Below are 21,631 nucleotides of genomic sequence, written 5' to 3' on the forward strand. Positions count from 1 at the left end.
CCCGGAGGGCCGTCCATGACCAGTGAGGTCATCGAGATCGAGGGTCTCCGCAAGACCTTCCACAGCCTGCGCCGGGGGCGGCGGGTCGCCGTGGACGGGTTCGACCTGCTGGTCGAGGCCGGCCAGGTGCATGGCTTCCTCGGGCCCAACGGGTCGGGCAAGACCACCACGCTGCGGGCGCTGCTCGGGCTGGTACGCGCCGACCACGGGCGGATGCGGGTGCTCGGCGCCAGCGCGCCGGAGCAGCTGTCCCGGGTCGCCGGCCGGGTCGGTGCGATCGTGGAGAGCCCACAGTTCTACGGCAACTTCACCGCCTACCGGACGCTGCGGCTGCTCGCCCTGGCCGGGGGCGTACCGGTCGGTCGGGTCGACGAGGTGCTGGCGCAGGTGGGTCTGGCCGACCGGGGCCACGAACGGGTCAAGGGATACTCACTGGGCATGAAGCAGCGGCTGGCGGTGGCCTCGGCCCTGCTCAAACGGCCGGAGCTGCTGATCCTGGACGAGCCGGCGAACGGGCTCGACCCGGCGGGCATCCGCGAGATGCGGGACCTGGTGCGAGGGCTGGCGGCCAACGGGGTGACGGTGCTGGTCTCCAGCCACATCCTGGCCGAGATCCAGCTGATCTGCGACCACGTCACGATCATCTCGCGGGGCCGGCGGGTGGCGGCCGGGCCGGTCGCGGAGGTGCTGGCCGGCTTCGACCGCAACGAGCACCTGGTCCGCGCCGACGACCTGGTCCGCGCCGAGGAGTTGCTGCTGGCCGCCGGGATGACGGTCACCGGGCACACCGACCACCTGGTGGTCGGGGACGTGCCGGATCCGACCGCGGTCAGCCGGACGCTGGGCGAGCAGGATGTCTGGGTACGCGAGCTGACCCCGTTGCGGCCGGATCTGGAGAGCGTCTTCCTGGAACTGACCGGCACGCCGGCGAGCCCGGCGGTGCCCCGGCAGGTGGACGGCTCGACGCCGCACCATGAACCGGCCGCCGGCCGGGAGATCGACCTCGACAGCCGGGGAGTGGACGCGTGAACCTGATCCGGGCCGAGGTGGAGCGGCTGGGCGCCCGCCGCTTCGTGCAGCTCATGGTGGTGCTCCTGGTGTTCGCGTTCGGGGTGACGGCGGCGACGACGCTGGCCGGTTCGCACCAGCCCAGCGCCGCCGAGCTGACCGAGGCGCAGCGGCAGGCCGCCGCCGTCCGGCGCGGCATGGAGTTGGAGCACGAGCGGTGCCTCGCCCGCGAACGGGGCGAACTGCCGGTCGACGACGACTACAGCTTCGGATACGTGCCGCGCGACTGCAGCGAGGTGGATCCGGCGCTGCGGGACCGGCTACCGGTGACCGCCGACTACCTGGGCGGGGTGTTCACCTTCACCAAGCAGGCCACGCCGCTGCTGTACTTCCTCATCGCGTACCTGGTGCTGTTCGGTTTCCTGGTCGGCGCGTCGTACATCGGCGCCGACCTGAACTCCGGCGGGGTGGTCAACCTGCTGCTGTGGCGACCGCGCCGACTCACGGTGCTCGGCGCCAAGCTCGGCACCCTGCTCGGGGCGGTCCTGCTGCTGTCGGTGCTCGCCTCGCTGGCCTACCTGGTCACCTTCTGGGTCATCGCCCAGGTCGGCGGCTATCCCGGGCCGACGGACGCGGCGTTCTGGGCGGAGCTGGGCGCGATCTGGGGTCGCGGCCTGACGCTGGTGCTGCTCGCCGCGGCGACCGGCTTCTCCATCGCCACGATGGGCCGGCACACCTCGGCGGCGCTCGGCGCGGTGGCCGCGTACCTGGTGGTGTGGGAGCTGGGCGGGCGGATCGTGCTGCAGATCCTGGAGGTGGCCCGACCGGACCAGCTCATGCTGGCCAGCTACGTCGGCGCCTGGTTGGCCGGAGAGATCGACCTGTGGGACAGCAACGCCTGCGCGGGTCCGGTCACCGGCTACTGCGACGGTGGTTACACCCTGACCTGGCAGCCGGCGCTGGCCGTCCTGCTGCTGCTCACCGCCGGGGTTACCGCGGCGGCCTTCGCCACGTTCCGGCGCCGGGACCTGATCTGACGCGGCGCCGCTCAGCCGACCGTGGAGCCGAAGACCTCGTCCCGGACGGCGTCCAGGGCGGTACGCAGCGCGCCGTGCAGGATCGGTTCCTCGGTCAGCCCCGTGGGCACCACCCGGGGATGCACCAGGGTGATCGCGGCGACCTCGTGCTGCACCCGCTCGGCCAGCGCGGCGCCGCCGGCCTGGCCGACCTCACCGGCGAGGACCACCAGCGGCGGGTCCAGCACCACGCAGGTGCTGGCCACCCCGAGGGCGAGGCGGCGGGCCACCTCGTCGAGCATCGGCCCGCCCGCGGCGCCGTCGCCGATCGCGGCCCGTACCGCATCCGCGGCGCCGTCCGGATAGCCGTGCTCGCGGGCCAGGGCGCGGATCGCGTCCGCGCCGGCCACCTGCTGGAAGGCCGGCTTGGCCCGGCGGGAGACGTCGCGCGGGATGGGTGCGCCGGGCACCGGCAGGTAACCGATCTCGCCCGCGGCGCCGCTGCTGCCATGGTGCAGCCGCCCGCCCAGCATGATCGCCAGACCGACACCGGCACCGACCCAGACCAGCACGAAGTCCGACAACCCCTGGGCGGCGCCGGACTGCGCCTCGGCCACCGCGGCGAGGTTGACGTCGTTCTCGAAGACGACGGGGGTGTCCAGGTCGTCGCGGAGCGCGGCGAGCAGGCCGCGGTGCCAGCGCGGCAGGTTGAACGCGAAGGTGATGTCGCCGGTGGCCGGGTCGACCAGGCCGGGGGTGCCGAGCACGATCCGGCGTACGCTCGACAGCTGCGCCCCGGCGCTGCCGGCCACCCGGACCACGGCGTTGTGCACCACGCCGACCGGGTCGTCGGTGTCCTGGGTGGACTGCTCCACCCGGCCGATCACCGCTCCGGTGATGTCGGCGCAGGCGGCCACCACCCGCTCCGGGCCGACGTCGACGCCGACCACGTGCGCGCTGCCCGGCCGCACCGCGTACAGCTGGGCGTTGGGCCCTCGCCCGCCGGCCTGCTCGCCGACGCGGGTGACCAGGCCACGCTCCTCCAGCCGCTCCACCAGCTGCGACGCGGTGACCTTGGACAGGCCGGTCAGCTCGCCGAGCCGGGCCCGGGTCAGTGGCCCCTGCTCCAGCAGCAGCTCCAGCGCCGCGCGGTCGTTGAGGGCCCGCAACAGACGTGGGGTACCGGGCAACCGGGTCGCACTCATGCCATGTCCTCAAGTATTAGTTAACTTTGCTAACCTTTTAGCTTTCAAGTAACTGTAGACCGACCAGCGAACGGGTAGCCGTAGCGTATCGGCCGGGTGGGAGCGCGGCTGCCCGCCAACCCGGTACGACATCCGCGCCGGCCAGCACCCGAGAGGAGAGATCACGTGGGGCTGGATCCAGGACTGCGCCGGCTGGCGCTCGGCACCCTGCTGGCCGCGTACCCCGGACCGGTCCCGCCCGACTGGGCGGTCGACCTGGTCGCCGACGGGCTCGCCGGGCACACCCTGTTCGGCACGAACATCCACCAGCCGGCGCAGGTCTCGGCCAGCACGGCCGCACTGCGTACCGGCCGGGCCGACGTGCTGATCGCCATCGACGAGGAGGGCGGCGACGTCACCCGGCTGGCACACGCCACCGGCAGCCCGTACCCGGGCAACGCCGCGCTCGGCGCGATCGGCGACGTGGCGCTCACCCGACGGGTCTACCAGGCCATCGGCGCGGAGCTGGCCGGTCTGGGCATCACGGTCGACCTGGCGCCCACCGTCGACGTCAACAGCGCCGACGACAACCCGGTGATCGGCACCCGGTCGTTCGGCGCCGACCCGGTCGGGGTGGCCGCGCACGCCGCCGCGGCCACCGCCGGCCTCCAGGCCGCCGGGGTGGCCGCCTGCGCCAAGCATTTTCCCGGCCACGGCGCGACGGTGGTCGACTCCCACCACGAACTGCCCACCGTGGACGTCACACCGGCCGTGCTGCGCCGGCGCGACCTGCCGCCGTTCGCCGCGGTCGTCGCCGCCGGGGCGAAGGCCGTGATGACCGCGCACATCCGGGTGCCCGCCCTGACCGGGGACGGTCCGGCCACGTTCAGCCGGGCCGTGCTGGTGGACCTGCTGCGCGACGAGTACGGCTTCGACGGCGTGGTGATCACCGACGCGCTGGAGATGAAGGGCGCCGCCCTCGCCGCCGGCGGCGTCGCGCCCGGTGCCGTGCTGGCCCTGGCCGCCGGTGCCGACCTGCTCTGCATCGGCGCCAGGGTCGACGCCGGCCTGGTCGAGCGGGTCGTCGCCGAGGTCGTGACGGCGATCGGTGACGGCCGGCTGGAGCGGACCCGGGTCGAGCAGGCCGCCGGCCGCGCCGCGGAACTCGCCGACTGGACCCGGGCGCCGGCGGCACCCCGGTCACCCCACCGATCTGGGGTACGCGGCAGCCCGCCGCGCCATCCGGGTGGAGGGCGTCCTGGCCGGCCTGGCGCGTCCGCTGGTGGTGCAGGTGCACGCGGCGTCCACCCTCGCCGAGGGGCGGGTGCCGTGGGGCCTCGGCCCGCACCTCGACGGCACCGAGCAGATCCGGGTGGTGGCCGCCGAGGCCGACCCGGACGATCTGCGCCGGCGCGCCGGCACCCGGCCGATCGTGCTGGTCGGTCGCCATCTGCACCGGCTGCCGGGCGGGCCGGAACTGACCACCGCGTTGGCCGCCACGCATCCGGTGACGGTGGTGGAGATGGGCTGGCCGGCCAGCTGGCGGCCGGCCGGCGTCCGGGCCTTCGTCACCACCTACGGCGCGAGCCACGCGAACGGCCGGGCCGCCGCCGAGGCACTGGGCCTGACCGACTGACCATCATCGATGAAAGCGACCGCATCACGCCAGGTCAAGTCCACTATTGGACACCAAAGAGACCGCGTCGGAAGCTTGCCGGCAGCGGTCTGGATACGTAGCGTGATCGGCAGCCGGCCGCGCGGGACCTGGGGGGAGGCTGCGGACCGTGGATCCGGCCCGGGATCCACGGTCCGCGCCCTGCCGCCAGCTCAGCTGGGATACACGCCGTAGGAGCGCCAGCCCCGGTCCGGGAAGCCGGCCGCCTGGGCCACCCGGGCCGAGGCGACGTTGCGGCGGTCATGCAGGTAGGTCGGCACGGCGCCGTCGTCGAGCACCCGGCGGGCGGCCTGGGCCACCAGTCGCCGGGCCAGTCCCCGCCCTCGGGCTGCGGGCACCGTGCCCACCGCCAGCTCGTGTCCGTGCCGGTCGTGTCGCTTGACGCCGACGCCGGCCAGGTAGCGGCCCCGATCGTCGCGGACCACGAGCACGGCCCGGTCGAACAGGCGCAGCCAGGAGGGCAGCCCGGCGGTGGTGGGCGGAATCCACTCGCCGACGTCCGGCAGGGGTGTGGGTGCGGTGCTCCACCGGAACACGTCGTCGTGCACGGCCCAGTCGCCGTGGCCGACCGCCGCCGGCAGCGCGGGCAGCAGTCGGTCCGGCTGCCGGGCGAGTTCGCGTACCGCGGCGACGCGGTCCGGCGCCACGGAGAGCACGGTGCTCGCCCCGGCGGTGACGGCCATGGCCGGGCGCAGGCGGCCGTCCCAGGACGGCTGGAGCCGCCGCCCCGATCGCACCACGTGCAGGCCCGGGCCGGCCGGCCACTGCCCCAGCCAGGTCGCCAGGTGCAGGTGGAGCTGCCGGTCGAACATCGCCACCTCCCGAACCGTCGCCGCCGACGCGCTCACGGTACGACGTGCGGGTCGGGCGCGTGATCCATCTCGCACCCACCGGAACCTGATCTATCGACCGACCGTCATATCCATTTCCATACATGGACAACTTTCTTTGGGACGGTAGGGTCATGCCGATTCAGCCGAACGACCGTCACCAGCAGGACATCCAGCGGATCCGGCGGGGCGGTACGGCCGGTGGAGGCTTTCCGACCCGACTGCCGTACCGCGGCCACCGCGCCGGCTCCGGCGCGCTCTCCTGGCACGAACTGAACGAGCTGCCCGTGGGCGGGGCCAGCCGCCACCACAACACCCACTGACGTACCGGCATCGTCGGCGGCGAGCCAGCGCGGCCTTTCGCACACCTGTCGGGTAACGTCTGCTGGTCCTCCGACCGGTTCTGACAGGAGTTGCTGCGCACATGGGCAAGAAGACGATCCACGTCTCCGACTTCAGCGGCACCGTGCTGGGCTCCGACGACCAGGCCGTCCGCGTCGTCGTTGTCGAGCACCCCGACCTGGTGGCCGGCCCCGTGCAACTGGACGTGACCCCGGTCGAGGTGGAGAGCATCGACGACGCCGCGCTGGACGTGGCGGTCGTCGAGATCCACGATCGGCACGGCCACGGCGAGCCCCGTCGGGTGGTGCTGACCGCCAGTGAGTTCGACGCCATGGCCACCGACGTGCCGATGGCGCAACTGCTGAAGACCGCCGAGCGGGTACGCCCGCCGAGGGCTCGCCGCGGGGCCGAGAAGGTCGACTACGGCACCATCGAACACGCGGGCAGACCGCACCGGGGGCGGGTCACCGAGGAGGAGGCCCGCCTGGTGCGGGAGCGGCTCGACGAGGTGAACAAGCGCCTCGCCGACGCCGGTCTGCGCCAGATCGACCCGGCCGACCCGGAGCACGCCGCCCGGTACGGCCTGCCCGCCGCGTCCTGATCGTTACTCTTCGGCCGCCGTGAACTGGGCGAGGGCCGCCGCGATGTTCTCCTCCGTGGCGGCCTTGTCCACCCCGAGACCCGTGAGCACCCCCTCGCCGTCCTCGTGCTCCAGCAGCGCCAGCAGGATGTGCTCGGTGCCGATGTAGTTGTGCCCGAGGCGCAGCGCCTCGCGGAAGGTCAGCTCCAGGGCCTTCTTGCCGGCCGCGTCGTACGGGATCAGCTCGGGGACCTCGCCCGAAGCCGGCGGCAGCGCGGCGGTGGCCGCCTCGCGTACGGCCTCGGCCGGCACGCCCCCGGCGGCGAGCGCCTTCGCGGCCAGCCCGTCCGGCTCGGCCAGCAGGCCGAGCACCAGGTGCACCGGGCCGATCTCGGCGTTCCCCGCGGCCCGGGCCTCGTTCTGCGAGGCCATCACGACGTTGCGGGCACGCGGGGTGAAACGGCTGAAGCCCTGCTGCGGGTCCAGCGGCGCGGCGTCGGCCCGGGGCACGAAACGCTTCTGCGCGGCCTGCTTGCTCACCCCCATGCTCCGGCCGATCTCCGTCCACGAGGCCCCGGATCGCCGGGCCTGGTCGACGAAGTGGCCGATCAGGTGGTCGGCGATCTCACCGATGTGGTCGCCGACCATGACGGCGTCGGTGAGCTGGTCGAGCGCGTCGGTGTGGGCCTGCTTGATGGCCTGGATCAGATCGTCGAGACGGACCGGGTTGTTCATCTGGACAGGATTGGTCATGCGTCAACCATAGGTTGACGAATCCGATGCGTCAACCAAGAGTTGACGACGATTCGCGAGGGTCGCCGGCCGTCCCGCGACGAGGCGTTTCGATGATCATTGTTAACAACCTTGACTAAATCTCGGTAAATAGACAGACTGCGATTGAGAGAGCGCTCTCGATCGCACTCGTCAAGGCACGCGCCCCCGTCCCCTTAGGAGATCCATCGTGTACGCCATCTCCCACAGGCTCCGGCGGACAGCCGCCGTCCTCGCCGCAGCCCTCGTCGCCAGCGCACTCGTCCTACCCCTGAAGGCCGCACCGGCCGCCGCCGCCATCGGTGGGCTCACCTGGCAGGACGAATTCAACGCACCGGCCGGCACGCCGGTCGACCAGTCCAGGTGGCGCTTCGACACCGGCGGCCACGGTTGGGGCAACAACGAACGGCAGTACTACACCAACAGCACCAACAACGCCGTGCACGACGGGCAGGGCAACCTGGTGATCACTGCCCGCCGGGAGAACCCGGCCAACTACCAGTGCCACTACGGCCGGTGCGAGTACACCTCGGCGCGGCTGCTGACGGCCGCCACCTTCAACCAGGCGTACGGTCGGTTCGAGGCCCGCATCAAGATCCCCCGCGGTCAGGGCATCTGGCCGGCCTTCTGGATGCTCGGCAACAACTTCGGCGACGTCGGCTGGCCGGACTCCGGCGAGATCGACATCTTGGAGAACATCGGGCGGGAGCCCAACACGGTGCACGGCACCATCCACGGGCCGGGCTACTTCGGCGGCGGCGGGATCGGCGGCAGCCGCACCATCGGGCAGCCGCTGGCCGACGCCTTCCACACCTACCGGGTCGACTGGGAACCGAACATCATCCGCTGGTACCTCGACGGTGCGGAGTTCTTCCGGGTCGACCCGGGCCGGCTCGGTGGCAACCGCTGGGTGTTCGACCACCCCTTCTTCATGATCCTGAACGTGGCGGTCGGCGGTAACTGGCCCGGTTACCCGGACGGCAGCACCCAGTTCCCCCAACAGATGCTCGTCGACTACGTCCGCGTCTCCGGCTACGTCCCGGACGGCAACACCGGGACCACCCGGATCCGGGGCCAGCAGAGCGGCCGGTGCATCGACATCCCCGGCGCCAACCCGGTCGACGGCGCGCCGCTGCAGATCTGGGACTGCAACAGCACCGCCGCGCAGGCGTGGACCTTCGCCGCCGACGGCACCATCCGCGCGATGGGCAAGTGCATGGACCCGGCCTGGGCCGGCACGGCCAACGGCACGGAGGTCAACCTCGTCACCTGCAACGGCAACCCGGCACAGCGCTTCACCCTCAACGCCGCCGGCGACCTGGTCAACCTCAGTTCGAGCCGCTGCGTCGACGTCCGGGACAACAACCCGAACAACGGCGGTCGGCTCCAGCTGTGGGACTGCGCCGGGACCCCCAACCAGAAGTGGTCCCGGGCCTGAACCCAGCTGTCCACGAAGAACCCGTGGGCTCTCCGCCGCACCGGTGGTGAGCCCACGGGTTCTTCCGCGCGTAAGAGTCGGTGACGGGTGCGCTGGGTAGTAGCCCTACGGTCACCGAGGCAGAGCGGGAGGCAGACGTGGAGAACGCGCGGGCGGCCGGAGGTCGGCGGTCGTGGTGGTGGCTGGGCGCGGCGGTGCTGGTCGCCGTCGTGGTGGTGGTCGCCACCTGGACGTGGGTGACGGTCCGCGGTGACGGCCGCGACGGGCACGTCGTCACCGGATCCACCGGCGACCTGCGGGAGGCCACCTTCGTGTTGCTCGACGGCGCCGACGTGGTCCGGCTGCGCACCGCCGACCTCGGTGAGGACGACTACCGGGTGTCGACACCGCCCGACGCCGGTGTCCGCCCCGCGGTCTCGCTGACCGACGGGAGCCTGCTGACCAGCCTGCGCGGCACCGATCGGGACGGCCCGGCGGTGGTGGAGGTGGTGCTGGGCGAGTCGGTGCGCTGGCACGTCCGGTTCAGCGCAGGTGCCAAGGAACAGCACCTCGACCTGCGCGACGCCCGGCTCGGCGACCTCGAACTCACCGCCGGCGCAAACCGGATCGAACTGAGCCTGCCGCCACCGGACGGGACGCAGCGCACCCTGCTCAGCGGTGGGGCGAGCCAGGTCATCGTCCACCTGACCAGCGAGGCACCGGTGCAGGTGCGCGCCGGCGGCGGAGCCGGCTCGGTCACCGTCGACGGCACCACCCACTCCGGCGTGGCCGGCGGCACGACGTTCACCCCACCGGAGTGGAACTCGGCGACCGACCGCTACGACATCGACGCGACAGCCGGCGTCTCCACCCTCACCGTCGAGCGCACCGCCGCAGGCTGACCGGCGTCCGGATACGGTACCTCCGGCACGGCCGGCCCCGATCCCGCCGCCGCGCCGCGTGGCTCCGCAGTGGAAGGGGGTGCCGGGATGCGGTTGCACGTCGGGTGCGCCATGTGGACGCACCGGTCGTGGCAGGGGCGGCTGCTGGCCCATCCGCTACCGGCGCAGGAGCGGCTGCGGCACTACGCCGGCTGGTGCGACGCGGTGGAGGGCAACACCACGTTCTACGCCACCCCGGCGCGGGAGACCGTCGCCTCGTGGGCGCAGCAGACCGATCCCGGCTTCCGGTTCGTGGTCAAGCTGCCGAAGGTGGTCACCCATGAGCGCCGCCTCACCGACGTCGAGGCGCCGATGCGCGCCTTCCTCGACGCGATCGAGCCGCTCGGCCCGCGGGCGCACGCCCTCTGGGTCCAGCTGCCCGGCTCGTTCGCCCCGGACGACGTACCCACGCTCGCCCGTTTCCTGCGGCGCCTGCCCGACTCCCACCGGCCCGCCGTGGAGGTCCGCCATCCCGCCTTCTTCACCGGGGCCCGCGCGGCCCGGCTGCTGGCGACGGCGCTCGCCGAGGCGGACGCCGAGTGGATTCCGTTCGACACCACCGCGTTCTTCGCCAGCCCGCCGACCAGCGACGCCGAGCGGGACGCCTGGGCCAGGAAGCCGAGGATGCCGCTGCGTACGGTGGCGCTGACCGACCGGCCGATCGTCCGGTACCTCGGCCGCGACGACCCGGCGCGCACCGTCGAGGGCTGGCGACGCTGGGTCGATGTGACCGCCGAGTGGCTGCGCGAGGGCCGGTCGCCGACCGTCTTCGTCCACACGCCGGACAACGCCGACGCGCCGGCACTCGCCCGCCGCTTCCACGACGAGGTACGCGCCCGGGTGCCCGGACTGGCGCCGCTACCCGAGCCGGTGCCGGTCGAGCCCACCACCCTCTTCTGAGCGCCGGGCCCGACCGGGGGGCCGCCGCGCGGTGGCGTTCACCGACGGCCCGGATCAGGAGCTTCCGGCGATGAAGGTGGCGATGTCGTCGGCGATCTGTTCGGGCTGCTCGCCGTTGACGGCGTGGGATGCGCCCGGGTAGACCCGGACGGTGCCGCGGGGCAGGACCCGTTCGGCCGTCTCGGCCGCCGCCTGCGAGTCGTGCATGACCGACTCCCCGGCGATGATCGCCAGGACCGGCATGTCCAGCCCGCCGAGTCGTTCCTCGCTGATCCTGGCGGGCTGCGGCAGTCGAAGCCGGTAGTGCTGCATGCCGGCCTCGATCATGTCCGCGACCGGCTCGTCCTCGACCGGTGCGCCGCCGGCGGTGTAGGAGTTGAAGCTGTCCCGCCAGGATCTGGGCAGCCAGGGCAGCGCGGCGGGAATCGACCGCACGATGGTGCCGAGCGGCATGTCGGCGAAGACGTGGACCGGGTCGATCACGGTCATCGACGCGATCTGGTCGGGCCGGTGCAGGCCGAGGTTGACGGCGGTCCAGCCGCCGATGGACAGGCCGACGAGGTGGAACTTCTCCGCCGGGAGCGCCTGGAGGGTCTGGTGCAGCCACTCGGCCTGGTCCGCATCGCTCTCGATCGGGCGTTCCTGCACGCTCGCGCCCGGTTCGCCGAGCAGGTCGATCGTGTAGACGTCGCCGATCCTCGTCAACAGGGGCAGGTTGTCGGCCCAGACCGGCGAGGCCGAGGCGCGCCCCGGCAGCAGCATCAGCGGCGCCACCGGGTCACCGGTGCCGGTGCCGGTGCCGGTACGGGCGAAACGGTAGACGCGCACGATGCCGAAGTCGGTGCGTACATCGAGGCTCTCGGCCGGCGCGGGCATCTCGGCGAAGGCGGCGGTGTAGGCCCGCCGGAACCGGTCCAGGCCGTTGGCGCTGTCCCAGTGACCGACCGGAGACGGGGTACGCAGCGCGAAGGCGATCACCAGCGCACCGAGCCCGCACCCGACGAGGACGATCCGCAGCCATCGGGAGCTGGGGCGCAGTCGATCCAGCGCCTTCGCCAGCCAGTCATGCATCACGCCTCCTAACCGATCGGTAGATTTTTCGACCGTACGGTAGAATTTGGCGGGTGGCAACAAGACGACGAGCCGGAAACCGCAACGGCCGAGCCGAACCGACCCTGATCGAACGCGCCCGTCGCGCCCAACTGATCGAGGTCACGATCGAACTGGTCGCCGACCGGGGCTACGCGGGCGCCTCGCTGGCCGCCATCGCCGAGCGCGCCGGCATCACGAAGGCCGCGGTGCTCTACCACTTCCCCACCAAGGCCGCGGTCGTGCGCGCGGCCCACGAGCACGCCCTGTCGGCCCTCGTCGGCGAGGTCGCCGGCGCGGTCGAGGCCGCCGGCACCGCGAACGGACCCGCCGCCTACATCCGATCGATGATCGGTCACCTGCGGCGGCACCCCCGGCACACCCGCATGATCACCGAGGCGATGATCCACGACGGGGACGGCCGCGATCCGGCCGACCGCTGGCGACCCCTGGCCGGTCTCGTCACCGCGGCCCGACTTGCCCGGGGTGGCGGCGGCGACCGCGACGCGCGGACGACCGCGATCATCATCGGTGGAGCCATCGACGCGATCGTCTCCGAACAGCTCCACGACCCCGACTACGACACCGCGGCGGCGGCCGAGCAGCTCATCGAGATGTGCGCCGAGACGAGGTCACGATGACGGCCCGACGGCGGAGCCGGTGACAGACGGGCCCGGCCGATCAGTGATCGGCCGGGCTCGTCGGTTGGAGCCGGATCAGGCGAGATCGAACCGGTCGAGCTCCATGACCTTGGTCCAGGCCGCGACGAAGTCGGTCACGAACTTGTCGCGGGCGTCCTCGCTGGCGTAGACCTCCGCGAGGGCGCGGAGCTGGGAGTTGGAGCCGAAGACGAGGTCGACCGCGGTGGCGGTCCACTTCACCTGATCGGTGGCCACGTCGCGGATCTCGTACACGTGCTCGTCGGACTCCGACGCCTTCCACCGGGTGCCCGGGGACAGCAGGTTGGCGAAGAAGTCGTTGGTGAGCACGCCCGGCCGGTCGGTGAGCACGCCGTGCCGGGTGCCGCCGACGTTGGCTCCGAGGGAGCGCAGGCCGCCGATGAGGACGGTCATCTCGGGCGCGGTCAGGTCGAGCATGAAGGCACGGTCGATCAGCAGTACCTCCGGCTGGGTCTTCTCGCCGGCACGCAGGTAGTTGCGGAACCCGTCGGCGCGCGGCTCGAGGACCCGGAAGGACTCGACGTCGGTCTGCTCGGCGGTGGCGTCGGCGCGGCCCGGGTGGAACGGCACGGTCACCTCGACGCCGGCGTCGCGCGCCGCCTTCTCCACGGCGGCCGAGCCGGCCAGCACGATCAGGTCGGCGAGCGAGATCTTCGCACCACCCGCGTCGTTGAACTCGCGCTGGATGCCCTCAAGGGTCGCCAGGACCGTCGCGAGCTGCCCGGGCTGGTTGACCTCCCAGCTGCGCTGGGGTTCGAGGCGGATCCGGGCGCCGTTGGCGCCGCCGCGCTTGTCGGTGGACCGGAAGCTCGCGGCGGAGGCCCAGGCGGTGGAGACCAGCTGGGCGGTCGTGAGGCCGGACGCCAGGACCTTCGCCTTGAGGGCGGTGACGTCGGCGTCACCCACGAGTTCGTGGTCGACGACCGGCACCGGGTCCTGCCACAGCTGTGGCTCGGCGACCCACGGCCCCAGGAAGCGGCTGACCGGACCCATGTCGCGGTGCAGCAGCTTGTACCACGCCTTGGCGAAGGCCAGGGCGAACTCGCCCGGGTTCTCCAGGAAGCGGCGGGAGATCTTTTCGTATGCCGGGTCGACGCGCAACGACAGGTCGGTCGTGAGCATCGTCGGCTTGTGCTTCTTCGCCGGGTCGTGGGCGTCCGGGATGATGGCCTCGGCGTCCTTGGCGACCCACTGCTTGGCGCCGCCGGGGCTCGTGGTCAGCTCCCACTCGTAGCCGAAGAGGATCTCGAAGAAGCGGTTGCTCCACCGCGTCGGCACGTCGGTCCACGTCACCTCGAGGCCGCTGGTGATCGTGTCACCGCCCTTGCCGCTGCCGTACGTGCTCAGCCAGCCCAGGCCCTGCGCCTCCAGCGGGGCGCCCTCCGGCTCCGGGCCCACGTGGTCGTCGGCGACGCCGGCGCCGTGGGTCTTGCCGAAGGTGTGGCCGCCGGCGATCAGAGCGACGGTCTCCTCGTCGTTCATCGCCATCCGGCCGAAGGTCTCCCGGATGAAGTGGGCCGCCGCCCGCGGGTCCGCGTTGCCGCGAGGCCCCTCCGGGTTGACGTAGATGAGACCCATCTCGGTCGCGCCGACCTCGGGCGACATCTGCGCCTCGCTGACGTAGCGCTCGTCACCCAGCCAGGTGTCCTCCGGACCCCAGAAGATCTCCTCGGGCTCCCAGACGTCCTCCCGGCCGAAGCCGAAGCCGAACGTCTTGAAGCCCATCGACTCCAGGGCGACGTTGCCGGCGAGCACGAGCAGGTCGGCCCAGGAGATCTTCTGGCCGTACTTCTGCTTGACCGGCCAGAGCAGGCGGCGGGCCTTGTCGAGGTTGGCGTTGTCGGGCCAGCTGTTGAGCGGGGCGAACCGCTGACCGCCGTCGCCGGCACCGCCGCGACCGTCGTGGATGCGGTACGTGCCCGCCGCGTGCCAGCTCATCCGGATCATGAGCCCGCCGTAGTGGCCGAAGTCGGCCGGCCACCAGTCCTGCGAGGTGGTCAGGACCTGGGTGATGTCCCGCTTGAGGGCCTCGACGTCGAGCTTGCCGAACTCCTTGGCGTAGCTGAAGCCCTCGCCCAGCGGGTTGCCCTTCGGCGAGTTGGCGTGCAGCACCGAGAGGTCCAGCTGGTTGGGCCACCAGTCCCGGTTCGTGCGCGGACGACCGCCGGTCCTCGGCGTCGGCGAGTCGATCGCCGGGTTCTCGCTCTCGCTGCCGTGCGCGGTCACCGAGTCGTGCGCGACCGGGCAGCCGGCCGCCGCCTTCTGGTCGACGCCCTGTGCGCTGGAGGGAGTGTTGTCCTGGGTGTCGCTCATGTGTTTCCTTCCGAACTGGCGGATCACTGGGGCATGCTTTCGGTCGCGCAGTCGGGGCAGGTGCCCCAATAGACGACCTCCGCCTCGTCGACCACGAAACCGTGGTCGTCGGAGGCGGTGAGACAGGGGGCATGGCCGACGGCGCAGTCGACGTCGGCGATCGCACCGCACGAGCGGCACACGACGTGGTGGTGGTTGTCCCCCACCCGGGACTCGTAGCGGGCGGTCGCACCGGCGGGCTCGATGCGCCGCACCAGACCGGCGGCGGTGAGTGCACGTAGTACGTCGTACACCGCCTGGTGGGAGACCGTGGGGAGATCCGCCCGAACCAGCCCGATGACCGTTTCGGTGTCGACGTGCGGGTGGTCGCGCAGCGCTGCGAGCACCGCCAACCGGGGCCGGGTGACACGCAACGAGGCCGTCCGCAGCTGCGCCTCGAAGTCGGCCGTCATATGATCAACGTAGTACATTTTCTGGAACGAATCAAGTTTGCCCGGACGCCGCGCCGTCTTCGGATCGTGCGGCCTGGGGCAGCCCGGCGGGGCGTACCGCCGCAGGGACTCAGTGCCGCTGCCAGACGAGCCAGCGTCGATCGTCCTGGAAGCCGGCCCGCTCGTAGAAGCGCACGGCGCCCGCACGGCCACCCGCATGCCATCTCCTCGACGCCCCGCGACAGGCCGAAAGAGTTCAGGGCCGATCACGACGACCGGCGCCGAAAATGTTACTGCCGGTGGCCACGGCCGGCCCTCCCACCGTGAGCCCGCACTCTGGAGCTTCGGCCGACCGGGTGACTGACGGCCACGAACACGAACGGCCACTTCCATGTGCGGTGAACAACTCGGCCTGCGTACGAAGAAGGCTGCTGCCTCGCCCTGTCGGTGCGGAACTCGGGTGCTGGCCCACTGTCGTGCCGGCGCGCGGCCTAATTTCTTGCCGCGCCCCGTGTGCTGCGCAGGGTTCCGTGGCCGCTCACGGCTCGGTGCGGCCACCAGGATCGACGCAGAAGGTCAGAGAGTCAGGATGATCTTTCCTTTGGTACGGCCGGTCTGGCCGATCTGGTGGGCCTTGGCGACCTGTTCGAGGGGCAGTACAGCGTCCACCTCGACCCGGAGCTGCCGCGTGCCGACCAGGCCGGCGAGGGATGAGAGCCCGGCGGCGTCCGGCTCGACGATCATGAATCGGGCCCGCTTGCCCTGCCGGGCTGCCGCCTCCTCCAGGTACGTCTCGGCCGGCGAGGCGAGGGCGACCAGGATGCCGCCCGGGCGCAGGGTCCGCAGCGAACGCGGCCCGTACTCGCCGCCGATCGAGTCCACGATCACGTCGAGGTCGTGCAGCCGCTCGGCGAAGTCCGTCGTGGTGTAGTCGATGACCTCGTCGGCACCCAGCCCACGGACGAACGCGTGCTTGGCCGCGCTCGCGGTGCCGATCACGTGTGCACCACGCGCCTTGGCGATCTGCACGGCGAGGTGGCCGACGCCGCCCGCAGCCGCGTGCACCAGGACACGCTGGCCCGGCTGGACGTCGGCGACGTCGACGAGTGCCTGCCACGCGGTGAGCCCGGCGAGCCCCAGACCGGCCGCCTGAACGTGGGACAGCCCGGCAGGCTTGCGGGCGAGGTGCCGCGACGGTGCCGCCACGTACTCCGCGTAGGTGCCGGCCGGCTGCGGTAGCCGTGGCATGCCGAAAACCTCGTCACCGGGCCGGAACAGCGCGGCCCCGACGCCGGCCGCCTCGACCACGCCGGACAGGTCCCAGCCCAGCCGCACCGGCCGGCCGAGCAGGCCGCCGGTCTCGCGGTGCCAGAAGTCGGTCGGGTTGACCCCGACCGCGTGGACCCGGACGAGCACCTCCGCCGGGCCGGGCTCGGGGCGGTCGACCTCCACCAGATTGAGGACTTCGGGCCCGCCGAGCCGGTCCTGTTCGATCGCACGCATCGCATGCCCTTCCGTTCGTCGTCGGTCTGCGCGATCCACCCTGCCGGAGCCGCGTTCGAAGGTTCGAGTGGCCAGATCGCCAATATGTGGAAGGATCTGGCCATGCGTCGTGTGGTCGTCCTGGCGCTCGACGGCGTGTACCCGTTCGAGCTGAGCATTCCGGTCCGCATCTTCGGCACCGCTGTCGGTCCCGACGATGAGCCGCTCTACGAGGTGGTCACCTGCAGCGTCGACGGCGAGTCGGTCGCCACCAGCGCGGACTTCACCGTGGCCGTCCAGCACGGCCCCGAGGTGATCGACACGGCCGACACACTTGTGCTTCCGCCCTTCGTCTGCGATCCGATCGGCGACCAGGACTGGCTGCCTGAACCGGTCGCGGCGGCGCTGCGCCGGTTGCGGCCCGATGCGCGGATCGTGTCCATCTGCACAGCCTCGTACGTGCTGGCCACCGCCGGGCTGCTCGACGGCCGGCCGGCCACCACGCACTGGAACAACGCGGAGCACTTCCAGCGCGCGTTTCCGAACGTGAAGGTCGACGCGGACGTGCTGTTCATCGACGACGGACAGGTGCTCACCGCGGCCGGCGTGGCGTCCGGCATGGACCTGTGTCTGCACCTGGTGCGCCGCGACCACGGCAGCGCCGTCGCCAACCGGGTGGCGCGGCTGTGCGTCGTACCGCCGTGGCGTGAGGGCGGCCAGGCGCAGTTCATCGACCGTCCGGTGCCCGAGCCGGCGACCGCGACCACGTCCGAGACCCGGCAGTGGGCACTCGGACAGCTACACCGGCCGATCACCCTCGCCGAGCTGGCCCGGCACGCCCGCACGAGCGTACGCACGTTCTCGCGCCGCTTCCGCGCCGAGGTCGGCATGACACCGGTGCAGTGGCTCGCGCGGCAGCGGGTCGAACACGCCCGCCGTCTGCTGGAGACCACCGACCTGCCGGTCGACCGGGTCGCCGCCGAGGCCGGCTTCGGCACCGCCGCGTCGCTGCGTCAGCACCTGACCGGCGCGATCGGGGTCTCGCCGACGGTGTACCGGCAGACGTTCCGCACCACGGTGTCGACGGCCCCCGCGTCGTGACATCCGCTGCTGGCACCCCACCGTGTGAGGAGGCGGCGGCGAGGGTCGTCCTAGTGACGGGTCAGCACGATGAGGTCGGCGTCGTGAGTCGCGCTCCACTGCACGGGCAGGCCGACCGCGCCGAGATGGCTACCGGAGTAGTGCCGGTCGCCGTGCCGGTAGCGGGCCGCCGGGTCAAGGCCGTGCAGCGGCAACCGGACCGGGCGGGACGGCAGCAGGCCGACGCCGTCCAGCCGGCCGGTGTGCCAGGCCAGTACGACCACCCGGCTCTGGTCAGGCGCGGTGTACTGCACGGCGCAACGGGCCTGGTCGGGCCCGCCGATCAGGTGCACCTCACCGTGCGTGACGACGTCCCGGATCTCCTTGTAGCGGGCGATCCAGATGGCCGCCTCGGCCCGCTCGGCGGGGGTCCAGGCCCGGATGTCCGCGCCGATGCCGAGCACACCGGCCATCGCCAGCACGAACCGGAACGCCAGTGTTCGCGGCCGTGGGTCGAACAGGCCGGGCGCGTCGGTGACCCAGGAGCTGAGCAGGTGCGGGGCGTTGGCGTGCAGAAACCCGTACTGGATGGCCAGCCGGTCCAGCGGCCCGGTGTTGTCGCTCGGCCAGAACACGTCGGCGCGGGCGGCCATCGCCAGGTCGGTCCGCGCGCCACCGCCGGCACAGGCCTCGATCAGCACACCGGGGTGGTCCCGGCGCAGCCGCTCGTAGATCTGGTGCAGGTTGGCGACGTGTGCGCCGTCCAGGTCGAGCGGACCGGCCCCGCCCGGACGCCCCGGCTCGGTACGCGGCCGGTTGAAGTCCCACTTCAGGTAGTCGATGTCGTATCGGCGCAGCAGATCATCCACGGTGGAGTGCACGAACTCGGCGACCTCCGGCCGGCCCAGGTCGAGCAGGTACTGGTTGCGTACCGGGGTGAGCGGCCGACCGTCGACGGAGTAGACCCACTCCGGGTGCTCGGCGTAGAGCGTCGATTTCGGGTTGACGCACTCCGGCTCGACCCAGAGCCCGAAGTTCAGCCCGAGTGCGCGGACGTCGGCGATGAACGCGTCGAACCCGGCCGGGAACTTCGCCGGGTCGGGCCGCCAGTCTCCCAACCCGGCGGTGTCGTCGTCGCGGCCGACGAACCAGCCGTCGTCCACGACGAACGTCTCCACACCGAGTTCGGCGGCGATCCCGGCGAGGGCGAGCTGGCTCTCCGCCTCGACTGCGAAGTAGGTGGCCTCCCAGGAGTTGTAGAGCACCGGGCGCGGGGTGAGCCGTTCCCCGGCGAGCAACCGCTGGTGGGTGTGCCAGACCCGGGCCAGCCCGTCCAGGCCGTCCGGGCTGTACGCCCCGGTGACCACCGGCAGGGTCAGCCGCCCGCCCGCGGCCAGCTCAAGCGGGCCGTCGACCAGCTGGCGGCCGGCCCGGACCCGGGTCAGGCCGCCGGTGTCCCGCTCGGCGCAGATCTCCCACGAGCCGGTCCAGGCCAACGCCACCCCAGGCCGGGCCGGCCGGCTCGGCGGCGTCCCGGACGGTCAGCCAGGGCACGTGCAGGTGCCCGGGTACGCCCTGGGAGCTGCCGATGCTGAACGTGCCGTGGCCCAACTCGACGTGGGAGAGCTGGAACTCCTGTGCCCACTGCCCCCACTGGTGGCTGAGCAGCGCGCCGTGCGGCGTCGGCACGCAGAACCCACCCGAGGAGGCCCGGACCACCCGCAGCGAGCCGGTGCCGTCGTTTGTCAACTCGACCCACCGCTGCACCACGTCGGTGCCGACGGGCACCTGGTAGCGCACGGTGGCGCGTAGCCCGGTCACCGGGTCGGCGAAGTCGACCGCCAGCTCCCGCTGGTCGGCATCGACCCGCGCGTCGGTGTGGACGAGGCCGACCCGGCGCTCCCCGCTGGGGGTCTCGATCACCAGGTCGGCGCCGGTGAAGGGGCGGTCGGCGTCGGTGGCGTACTCGATGGGGGCGGCGTCCCCGGCGGTGAGGAACGGCACCGGGCCGTCGTAGGCGACCGGCGAGGGCCCGTCGGAGACGCCGTGCGGCCCCCACGCGACCAGCTCCAGCCAGCGACCGTGCGTCGGGACGGTCACGGTGTACTCGGTGTGCGCGCCGCGCAGCGTCCAGCGCCGCCCGATCGCGGCGGTCACTTGACCGCTCCGAGCGCCAGGCCGGAGACGAAGTGCCGCTGGAAGCGCAGGAAGACCGCGACGGTGGGGACGGCCGCGATGACCGTGCCGGCGGCGATGACGTTCCAGGACGAGACGAACTGCCCCTGCAGGGCGAGCAGCGCCGGGGTGACCGGCATGTTGTCGTCGGTGCGCAGCACGGTGATCGCCCAGAGCAGATCGTTGAAGATCCAGGTGAAGGAGAGCGCCCCGAGGGCGGCCAGCGCCGGCCGGGTCAGCGGCAGGATCACCCGGGTGAAGATCTGCGCCGTGCCGGCGCCGTCGATCGTGGCCGCCTCCTGGATCTCGCCCGGCAGGTCCCGCATGAAGCCGTGCAGGACGAAGGTGTAGAAGCCGAGCCCGAAACCGACCTGCACCGCGATCAACGCCCAGAGCGTGTCGTACAGGCCGGTCAACTCGCTGAACTTGGCCACCGGGATGAGCAGGATCTGCGGCGGCAGCAGGTTGCCGGCGAGCATCAGCAGCAGGATGGTCCGCCGCCCGGGGATCCGGAAGCGGCTCAGCGCGAACGCGGCCATCGCGGACAGCCCCAGGCTCAACACCACCGACGGGACGGTGACCAGGGTGCTGTTGATCAACGCGCGCAGCTCGCCGCCGTCGGTCCAGGCCTGCCGGTAGGTGTCCAGGGTGAACGACCGGGGCAGGCTGCCCACGCCGTGCGCGGCGATGTCGTCGAACGATCGGGTGGACATCAGCACGACCCAGAGCACCGGGCCCAGCCAGAGCAGCGAGAGCAGGATCATGCCGGTGTGGAAGGCCCCGGTGCGGAGCTTGTTCATCACGCTTCCTCCCGGAACGCGCGGACCAGGTAGCCGAGGATGACGGCCAGCGCGAGCACGAAGATCACGACGGCGATCGCGGAGGCGTAGCCCAGCCGCAGGCTCTGGAACGCGGTCGAGTACATGTAGGTGCTGAGCAGCTCCGACGAGTGGTACGGCCCGCCCCTGGTCAGCGACCAGACGATGTCGAACGAGCGGAGCGAGTCGATCACGATGATCGACAGCACCACGGCGTTGATCCCCCGGAGCTGGGGGATGGTGACGTGCCGCAGCCGCTGCCAGGAGTTGGCGCCGTCCATCCGGGCCGCCTCGTGCAGCGCCGGGTCGATCGCCTTCAGCCCGGCCAGGAACAGCACCATCACGTACCCGATCTGCCGCCACAGCGCGGGCAGGATCACCGCGTACAGCGCGGTCTGCGGGTCGGCCAGCCAGGGCCGGATCAGCTGCTCCAGGCCGACGGCCCGCAGCAGCGTGTCGGCGACGCCGTCGGGCTGGTAGAAGACCCGCCAGACGAGCGCGGTCACGACCAGCGAGAAGACCACCGGGGTGAACAGCGCGGCCCGGTAGAAGCCGACGCCGCGCCGCTCCTTCTGCAGGATCAGCGCCATGCCGAAGCCGCCCAGCACGGAGAGGCCGCCGAACAGCACCAGCCAGATCACCGTGTTGACCAGCGCGCCCCGGAATGTGGCGTCACCGGCCAGCTCGACGTAGTTGTCCGCGCCGACGTAGGCCGGCGGCGACATGCCGTCCCAGCTGGTGAGGGAGAACCAGAAGCCCTGGAGCGCCGGCCAGAAGACCCAGACGCTCTCGACCGCGAACGGCACCAGGACGAACGCCACCAGCAGCGGCGACAGTCGAGCCGACCGTCGCCGCCGACGGGTGGGGGTGACCGAAGTCGTGGAGATCGTTGCGGTCAC

General features: G+C 72.0%; 20 protein-coding genes and 1 pseudogene. 10 read left to right on the forward strand and 11 right to left on the reverse strand.

The genetic code is table 11. From position 1 onward, the window contains the following. Window positions 1-15: 15 nt before the first annotated feature. Complete coding sequence (locus KIF24_RS22970; RefSeq protein WP_221085790.1) at window positions 16-1,029, forward strand: ABC transporter ATP-binding protein; 1,014 nt, start codon at window positions 16-18, stop codon at window positions 1,027-1,029. After that, window positions 1,026-2,045 (forward strand): ABC transporter permease subunit, encoded by a 1,020-nt coding sequence (locus KIF24_RS22975; RefSeq protein WP_221085791.1) that lies wholly within the window; start codon window positions 1,026-1,028, stop codon window positions 2,043-2,045. Before KIF24_RS22970 ends, KIF24_RS22975 begins: the two co-directional genes overlap by 4 nt. Window positions 2,046-2,056: 11 nt before the next feature. On the opposite strand, the gene KIF24_RS22980 is transcribed toward KIF24_RS22975, so the two are convergent. Then, entirely contained in the window at window positions 2,057-3,229 is a 1,173-nt protein-coding gene (locus KIF24_RS22980; protein WP_221085792.1) for an ROK family transcriptional regulator, read from the reverse strand. Window positions 3,230-3,394: 165 nt separating this feature from the next. Here KIF24_RS22980 and KIF24_RS22985 point away from each other — a divergent pair. Beyond that, window positions 3,395-4,844: pseudogene (locus KIF24_RS22985) on the forward strand (glycoside hydrolase family 3 N-terminal domain-containing protein). Between the two features lie 191 nt (window positions 4,845-5,035). On the opposite strand, the gene KIF24_RS22990 reads toward KIF24_RS22985, so the two are convergent. Then, window positions 5,036-5,695: a GNAT family N-acetyltransferase gene (locus KIF24_RS22990; RefSeq protein ID WP_221087507.1), complete on the reverse strand. Its 660-nt coding sequence runs from the start codon at window positions 5,693-5,695 to the stop codon at window positions 5,036-5,038. Between the two features lie 152 nt (window positions 5,696-5,847). On the opposite strand from KIF24_RS22990, the gene KIF24_RS22995 reads away from it, so the two are divergent. Both KIF24_RS22995 and KIF24_RS23000 read left to right on the forward strand, forming a co-directional pair. After that, the gene (locus KIF24_RS22995; RefSeq protein ID WP_221085793.1) at window positions 5,848-6,036 is read left to right on the forward strand and encodes a hypothetical protein; all 189 of its coding nucleotides are present in this window, start codon (window positions 5,848-5,850) and stop codon (window positions 6,034-6,036) included. Window positions 6,037-6,137: 101 nt separating this feature from the next. Further along, complete coding sequence (locus tag KIF24_RS23000) at window positions 6,138-6,656, forward strand: hypothetical protein (RefSeq protein WP_221085794.1); 519 nt, start codon at window positions 6,138-6,140, stop codon at window positions 6,654-6,656. A 3-nt stretch (window positions 6,657-6,659) separates the two neighbouring features. On the opposite strand, the gene KIF24_RS23005 is transcribed toward KIF24_RS23000, so the two are convergent. Then, on the reverse strand, window positions 6,660-7,388 hold the full coding sequence (locus tag KIF24_RS23005) for a Clp protease N-terminal domain-containing protein (RefSeq protein ID WP_221085795.1): 729 nt from the start codon (window positions 7,386-7,388) through the stop codon (window positions 6,660-6,662). A gap of 208 nt (window positions 7,389-7,596) precedes the next feature. Between KIF24_RS23005 and KIF24_RS23010 the strand changes: the two genes are divergently transcribed. The 3 genes from KIF24_RS23010 to KIF24_RS23020 all read left to right on the forward strand — a co-directional run bounded on the left by KIF24_RS23010 (window position 7,597) and on the right by KIF24_RS23020 (window position 10,664). Further along, window positions 7,597-8,844, forward strand: coding sequence for a ricin-type beta-trefoil lectin domain protein (locus KIF24_RS23010; RefSeq protein ID WP_221085796.1), 1,248 nt, complete (start codon window positions 7,597-7,599; stop codon window positions 8,842-8,844). 137 nt (window positions 8,845-8,981) lie between these two features. Continuing rightward, window positions 8,982-9,725: a hypothetical protein gene (locus KIF24_RS23015; RefSeq protein ID WP_221085797.1), complete on the forward strand. Its 744-nt coding sequence runs from the start codon at window positions 8,982-8,984 to the stop codon at window positions 9,723-9,725. Between the two features lie 111 nt (window positions 9,726-9,836). Further along, complete coding sequence (locus tag KIF24_RS23020; RefSeq protein ID WP_221087508.1) at window positions 9,837-10,664, forward strand: DUF72 domain-containing protein; 828 nt, start codon at window positions 9,837-9,839, stop codon at window positions 10,662-10,664. Between the two features lie 54 nt (window positions 10,665-10,718). Here the strand turns inward: KIF24_RS23020 and KIF24_RS23025 are convergent, their stop codons facing one another. Then, window positions 10,719-11,735, reverse strand: a complete 1,017-nt coding sequence (locus KIF24_RS23025) for an alpha/beta fold hydrolase (RefSeq protein ID WP_221085798.1) — start codon at window positions 11,733-11,735, stop codon at window positions 10,719-10,721. A 53-nt stretch (window positions 11,736-11,788) separates the two neighbouring features. On the opposite strand from KIF24_RS23025, the gene KIF24_RS23030 reads away from it, so the two are divergent. After that, window positions 11,789-12,394, forward strand: a complete 606-nt coding sequence (locus KIF24_RS23030) for a TetR/AcrR family transcriptional regulator (RefSeq protein WP_221085799.1) — start codon at window positions 11,789-11,791, stop codon at window positions 12,392-12,394. A 75-nt stretch (window positions 12,395-12,469) separates the two neighbouring features. Here the strand turns inward: KIF24_RS23030 and katG are convergent, their stop codons facing one another. From katG to KIF24_RS23045, 3 genes are all read right to left on the reverse strand, one after another. After that, complete coding sequence (gene katG, locus KIF24_RS23035; protein WP_221085800.1) at window positions 12,470-14,746, reverse strand: catalase/peroxidase HPI; 2,277 nt, start codon at window positions 14,744-14,746, stop codon at window positions 12,470-12,472. Window positions 14,747-14,769: 23 nt separating this feature from the next. Then, entirely contained in the window at window positions 14,770-15,198 is a 429-nt protein-coding gene (locus KIF24_RS23040; protein ID WP_221085801.1) for a Fur family transcriptional regulator, read from the reverse strand. A 555-nt stretch (window positions 15,199-15,753) separates the two neighbouring features. Further along, entirely contained in the window at window positions 15,754-16,680 is a 927-nt protein-coding gene (locus KIF24_RS23045; protein WP_221085802.1) for an NADP-dependent oxidoreductase, read from the reverse strand. Window positions 16,681-16,782: 102 nt separating this feature from the next. Here KIF24_RS23045 and KIF24_RS23050 point away from each other — a divergent pair, with 102 nt between their 5' ends. Further along, complete coding sequence (locus tag KIF24_RS23050) at window positions 16,783-17,760, forward strand: GlxA family transcriptional regulator (RefSeq protein ID WP_331461247.1); 978 nt, start codon at window positions 16,783-16,785, stop codon at window positions 17,758-17,760. A gap of 50 nt (window positions 17,761-17,810) precedes the next feature. Here KIF24_RS23050 and KIF24_RS23055 read toward each other — a convergent pair whose 3' ends face one another. Genes KIF24_RS23055 through KIF24_RS23065 form a run of 4 tightly spaced genes read right to left on the reverse strand, consistent with a single transcriptional unit; the run spans window position 17,811 to window position 21,631 of the window. Then, window positions 17,811-19,235, reverse strand: a complete 1,425-nt coding sequence (locus KIF24_RS23055; protein WP_230415852.1) for an alpha-galactosidase — start codon at window positions 19,233-19,235, stop codon at window positions 17,811-17,813. Then, window positions 19,138-19,896: a glycoside hydrolase family 36 N-terminal domain-containing protein gene (locus tag KIF24_RS33355; protein WP_331461248.1), complete on the reverse strand. Its 759-nt coding sequence runs from the start codon at window positions 19,894-19,896 to the stop codon at window positions 19,138-19,140. The genes KIF24_RS23055 and KIF24_RS33355 overlap by 98 nt, the downstream gene beginning before the upstream one ends. Continuing rightward, the gene (locus KIF24_RS23060) at window positions 19,893-20,714 is read right to left on the reverse strand and encodes a carbohydrate ABC transporter permease (protein ID WP_221085803.1); all 822 of its coding nucleotides are present in this window, start codon (window positions 20,712-20,714) and stop codon (window positions 19,893-19,895) included. Before KIF24_RS23060 ends, KIF24_RS33355 begins: the two co-directional genes overlap by 4 nt. Beyond that, window positions 20,714-21,631 (reverse strand): carbohydrate ABC transporter permease, encoded by a 918-nt coding sequence (locus KIF24_RS23065; RefSeq protein ID WP_221085804.1) that lies wholly within the window; start codon window positions 21,629-21,631, stop codon window positions 20,714-20,716. The genes KIF24_RS23060 and KIF24_RS23065 overlap by 1 nt, the downstream gene beginning before the upstream one ends.

The sequence above is a fragment of the Micromonospora tarapacensis genome (genome assembly GCF_019697375.1).
Classification (GTDB): Bacteria; Actinomycetota; Actinomycetes; order Mycobacteriales; family Micromonosporaceae; genus Micromonospora; species Micromonospora tarapacensis.

What these genes read in the sequence shown, in the direction of transcription:
- KIF24_RS22970 (WP_221085790.1), top strand. Translation starts at nt 16, where the DNA reads ATGACCAGTGAGGTCATCGAGATCGAGGGTCTCCGCAAGACCTTCCAC.
- KIF24_RS22980 (WP_221085792.1), bottom strand. Translation starts at nt 3,229, where the DNA reads ATGAGTGCGACCCGGTTGCCCGGTACCCCACGTCTGTTGCGGGCCCTC.
- KIF24_RS22990 (WP_221087507.1), bottom strand. Translation starts at nt 5,695, where the DNA reads ATGTTCGACCGGCAGCTCCACCTGCACCTGGCGACCTGGCTGGGGCAG.
- KIF24_RS22995 (WP_221085793.1), top strand. Translation starts at nt 5,848, where the DNA reads ATGCCGATTCAGCCGAACGACCGTCACCAGCAGGACATCCAGCGGATC.
- KIF24_RS23000 (WP_221085794.1), top strand. Translation starts at nt 6,138, where the DNA reads ATGGGCAAGAAGACGATCCACGTCTCCGACTTCAGCGGCACCGTGCTG.
- KIF24_RS23005 (WP_221085795.1), bottom strand. Translation starts at nt 7,388, where the DNA reads ATGACCAATCCTGTCCAGATGAACAACCCGGTCCGTCTCGACGATCTG.
- KIF24_RS23020 (WP_221087508.1), top strand. Translation starts at nt 9,837, where the DNA reads ATGTGGACGCACCGGTCGTGGCAGGGGCGGCTGCTGGCCCATCCGCTA.
- KIF24_RS23025 (WP_221085798.1), bottom strand. Translation starts at nt 11,735, where the DNA reads ATGCATGACTGGCTGGCGAAGGCGCTGGATCGACTGCGCCCCAGCTCC.
- katG (WP_221085800.1), bottom strand. Translation starts at nt 14,746, where the DNA reads ATGAGCGACACCCAGGACAACACTCCCTCCAGCGCACAGGGCGTCGAC.
- KIF24_RS23040 (WP_221085801.1), bottom strand. Translation starts at nt 15,198, where the DNA reads ATGACGGCCGACTTCGAGGCGCAGCTGCGGACGGCCTCGTTGCGTGTC.
- KIF24_RS23045 (WP_221085802.1), bottom strand. Translation starts at nt 16,680, where the DNA reads ATGCGTGCGATCGAACAGGACCGGCTCGGCGGGCCCGAAGTCCTCAAT.
- KIF24_RS23050 (WP_331461247.1), top strand. Translation starts at nt 16,783, where the DNA reads ATGCGTCGTGTGGTCGTCCTGGCGCTCGACGGCGTGTACCCGTTCGAG.
- KIF24_RS23060 (WP_221085803.1), bottom strand. Translation starts at nt 20,714, where the DNA reads ATGAACAAGCTCCGCACCGGGGCCTTCCACACCGGCATGATCCTGCTC.